The sequence below is a fragment of the Roseibium sp. MMSF_3544 genome (genome assembly GCF_030732845.1).
Lineage (GTDB): Bacteria > Pseudomonadota > Alphaproteobacteria > Rhizobiales > Stappiaceae > Roseibium.
In genome coordinates, this window is sequence record NZ_JASHKA010000055.1 from 1 (window position 1) to 4,137 (window position 4,137).

Below are 4,137 nucleotides of genomic sequence, written 5' to 3' on the forward strand. Positions count from 1 at the left end.
TGCGAAGTCGATTTCGAAGATGACGACATGACACTCTCCTTTCAATGCAAAATAGCACGGAAAGAAGCTTAAGAAGATAAATTAGAGTTGATTTTTGCGCTACCCGCCGGAAAACTCCAACCTCCGGCGATTCAAGGTTGGGTCTCAGTGCAATAAATGGAAAATTCCAGCTCAAAACGGTCCGAACCATTGGAGGCAGGTCACGGCGCCCAGCTAAAGATTGGACCTCAGATATCAACATGTCTGAACGGTGGTCTTCATCATGTGCGCGAAGCGCATAACAAGTCTGATGAGCTTAACGGCCGCAACTGAAACTAGCATTCAGACTTTCAAGAAAACTACAGCGGTGATCTATTCAACGCTTTGGAAGCTGCTGCAGCTATCGGTTGCCTTGAAAGAAATGCGACCTTGCGACTTCGCACTCAAATGCTAAGAACTGCGGATTCTTTCCAAATAGATACTCTCGAAAACTGTATTCAGATTGTCGTTGCCACACGCTTACGTGTTGAACTTTGGGAACGTAGCGAGCGGTATCAAAGACTTTGTCGATCGGCTTTGTTGGGTCAAGAAGCAGCCCAGTTTCGGCCTGTCAAAGCTAGAAGCGCCGCGATGTTCGAAGAGCGCAAGGCCTGCTAACCCCTCTTACTGGCAAGCAATGTAAAAGAAGGCCTTGCGCCTTTCGACACGATGGGTGTGCGTCAGCTCGCTCGCGCCGCCAGAAGCTCACTTACGACGGCGACACGAAAAAAACGCGGCGAAGCCCATGATATGGCGAGCCTCTTCAATCGAATTTTTCTTAAATGGTCCGATCGTTTTGAAGATCTCGATATTCGGCACTGTGGATTGTTCTGTCCGCAAAAATTCAGTGTGGACAACCGAATGTGTTTTCCGTTCTGAAGACGCGGAGAATAAACCCGCGTACCGCGAAGCCTACCCGTGTGCGCCGATAATCAAAGCAAGATGCTTTTGCAACTGGAGATCGCAATGCGCAAGATCGAAACAATTGAAATTCGCTGTTCGGCCGCGCCTGAGGGCCGCAACGATTCTCCCAACAGGTTGAGTACTTCTTGTGGGATCCAAAAGAAGTGTGGCATGAGAATTCCGGGCGTACAACCTATCTTGGCGTGATTCGCAGCAAAGTCGGGGCAAGAGGCTCAGACAGCACGCGACGGACAGGGTTGATGACAGGGAAAAGTTAAAATATGGACACTCTTAAATTAGTTGAAAAAGACAATGAAAACATTGGTTTCTTGTACTATGCAGATTCAACAAAGTATTTGAGTGAAACCTTGCGATCTATTGAGACTTTGAGGAACACGCATCCAGAAATTCCTATTTGCTTGGTTGCTCCGTCGACACTGGTTGTCGAGAAGGAAATCTTCGATCATGTCGTTCGCTGTGATGACGAATATCCTCAATATCCTTTCTTGAGAAAAGTTATATCTCTGAAAAAAACGCCATTTAAAAGGACGGTTTTTCTTGACTCCGATGTGTTGGTGATTAGTGCGATCGATGATTTGTTTCTCGCCTTGGACCATTACGACATGGCGATCGCACACGCACCGATCCGGTATAGTGAAGGCGGCGAATTTGCTGAGCAGCCAAAGTGTTATACTGGGTACAATACTGGTGTAATAGCATACCGGTCGAACGACGACGATGATGCCTTTGCGTTTTTAGACTTATGGTTTGAAACCTGCTTAGAGCATGTGGAACGTTTCAAGAATGATCAGGCTTCTTTTAACATCGAGATATACAAGTCAGACATTCGTGTACTGACACTTCCGCCAGAATATAACTTCCGTGTCGAGTTTTCGCATCAATCAAAGGCAGCGAAAGCACCTGTACGGGTTGTCCATTCGCACTTTTTTTCGAGCATGCCCAAAAAGCGATTCGAGCGGGATTTCGAACATCATTTGCTCTCTGAGAAACCAATGTCTTTCTTTCGAAAGAAGGGCAATGTCAGCCTTGAAACCGACGCATTCCCCGACGCATTGAAACTGAGATCCATTTTTAACGAGAAGAAAGGTTTGCGGTCGACCTTCGCGAAGGCCAAGGCCTTTGATTTGGTCGAAAGACGGTTGAGTAAAGAAAATCTGTTCATGAACATTCTGGACGAGCCTTGGCTTCAGTCTAGACCAATTCAGCTCGTACAGATAGGCGCCAACGATGGAGAAGACGATCTAAGCGCAAGTTTGCAGAACAAGAACTGGACTTGTTTCTTGTTCGAGCCGCAACCTGAATTGTTTTTGAAGCTTACGGAAAAGTATGGTGCGCTTCATCCGCGTGTTCGGCTTTATGACGTAGCAATCACTCATGACCCAGAGCTTAGTACACTGTTTCGGCCTGCAAACGTTGACTACCACAACCATAACCGTTCAAAAAAAGCGTCCGCCATTGCGTCCATGGCGCGCGACCACGGTCACATTTCCAAAATGGATGGCAACGACATCGAAAAAATCTCAGTAAAAACCATGTCTTGGAGCAACGTCAAAAAAGAGCTTGATACCAATATTCCTATAGTTCTCTCGATTGATACAGAAGGCATGGAACTGGATATTATACGAACACTAGACTTTGAATCTCACAAGATATTGGCAATACGATATGAAGAACGACATTTGTTTCCGTTTGAGAAAGCAGAATGTAAAGTTTTCCTCAGAGAAGTCGGATATCGTGTTGTGGAGCAAAGTTTCCCAAGGGACACCCTGGCTATTCATCCAAGACCTTTTTCGTTGTTTTGAGATGTGCAGTACAGATGGCGTAAGGAATCAAGGCTGAGGTGTCCACTTAAGCTTCTTAGCTTGACCTTCTCCCTTGTGTTCGGGCCATTGCCAACTGGAATTTTCCACCTTTGAATGGACGAAGGAGGAAGAGCCATGAAGCGGAAGCGTTTCACAGAAAAACAGATTATCGGCGTGCTGAAGGAGAGTGTAGCGGGGGCCAAGACAGACGATATCTGTCGTCGTCACGGCATCAGCTCAGCGACGTTCTACAGCTGGCGGAAGAAGTATGGCGGCATGGATGTGTCTGATGCCAAAAGGCTGCGTGAGCTGGAGGCGGAGAATGCCAAGCTCAAACGGATTGTCGCAGATCAGATGCTGGACATGACGTCGATGAAGGAACTTCTGGCAAAAAATTGGTAACTCCCATGGCCAAGCGCAAAGCTGTGGGGTTTCTGATCAGCGGGATGGGTCTGAGCGAACTTAGGGCCTGTCGGATCGTTGGCTTGTCTCGGTCGGTGCAGCAATATCGACCTCTATCCAAGGATGATGAGGCTGCAATCAAACGCATGAAGGAGCTGGCGTCGGAGAACCGACGCTATGGCTACCTGCGCCTTCACGCAATGCTTAAGCGTGAAGGCCTGGTCGTGAACCACAAGCGGACCTATCGCCTTTACAACGAGCAGGGCTTGCAGGTTCGCACGAAGAAACGGCGAAAGTTGCCAAGACGGGACAGTGTCACGCCTCAGGTGCCTGAGCGACCAATGCAGCGGTGGTCCATGGATTTTATCAGCGACCAACTGGCCGACTGCCGCCGGTTCCGTGTGCTCAACATTGTCGACGACTATAGTCGGTTCCGTCCGGGCCAAATCGTAGATGTTTCAATTCCTGGTGCTCGCGTTGCGCGGTTCCTGGATGACCTGGCGGTGCGTATCGGATTGACCGAAGAAATCATCCTCGACAATGGTCCGGAAGGTACCAGCAAGGCCATGTTCGATTGGTCCGAACGTACCGGTGTTCGTCTGCGGTTCATAGAACCAGGCAAGCCCGTCCAGAATGCCTTTGTGGAGAGTTTCAACGAAAAGTTCCGCGGAATGTCTGAACCTTCACTAGTTCAGATCCCTGCAGCACGCCTGCGAGGAAATCGGACACTGGCGAAACCACTACAACACCAAGCGCCCGCATTCGGCACTCGGATACCTATCACCCACGGAGTTCCTGATGAAAAACATTGCGCTAGTGCTTGAGCCTCTTACGATCTTCGCACTGTCGCTCAACACTGAAAACCAACCGGACGATTCCAGATTAAATCGGCCCGAATACAAGGGAGAAGGTCACGCCTGTGGTCAATTCCGTTGAGATCGAGATAGAGTTCATAGGGGTGTGTTTCGGTGCCACAGAATTCCCGGCCGTT

The 4,137-nt window shown here is 48.8% G+C and carries 1 protein-coding gene and 1 pseudogene; both read left to right on the plus strand.

The genetic code is table 11. The features are described 5' to 3' along the window. Positions 1-1,202: 1,202 nt before the first annotated feature. Positions 1,203-2,744 (plus strand): FkbM family methyltransferase, encoded by a 1,542-nt coding sequence (locus tag RBB47_RS30895; RefSeq protein WP_305989781.1) that lies wholly within the window; start codon positions 1,203-1,205, stop codon positions 2,742-2,744. A 135-nt stretch (positions 2,745-2,879) separates the two neighbouring features. Then, positions 2,880-3,941: pseudogene (locus RBB47_RS30900) on the plus strand (IS3 family transposase); the annotation flags it as partial. Positions 3,942-4,137 lie beyond the last annotated feature (196 nt).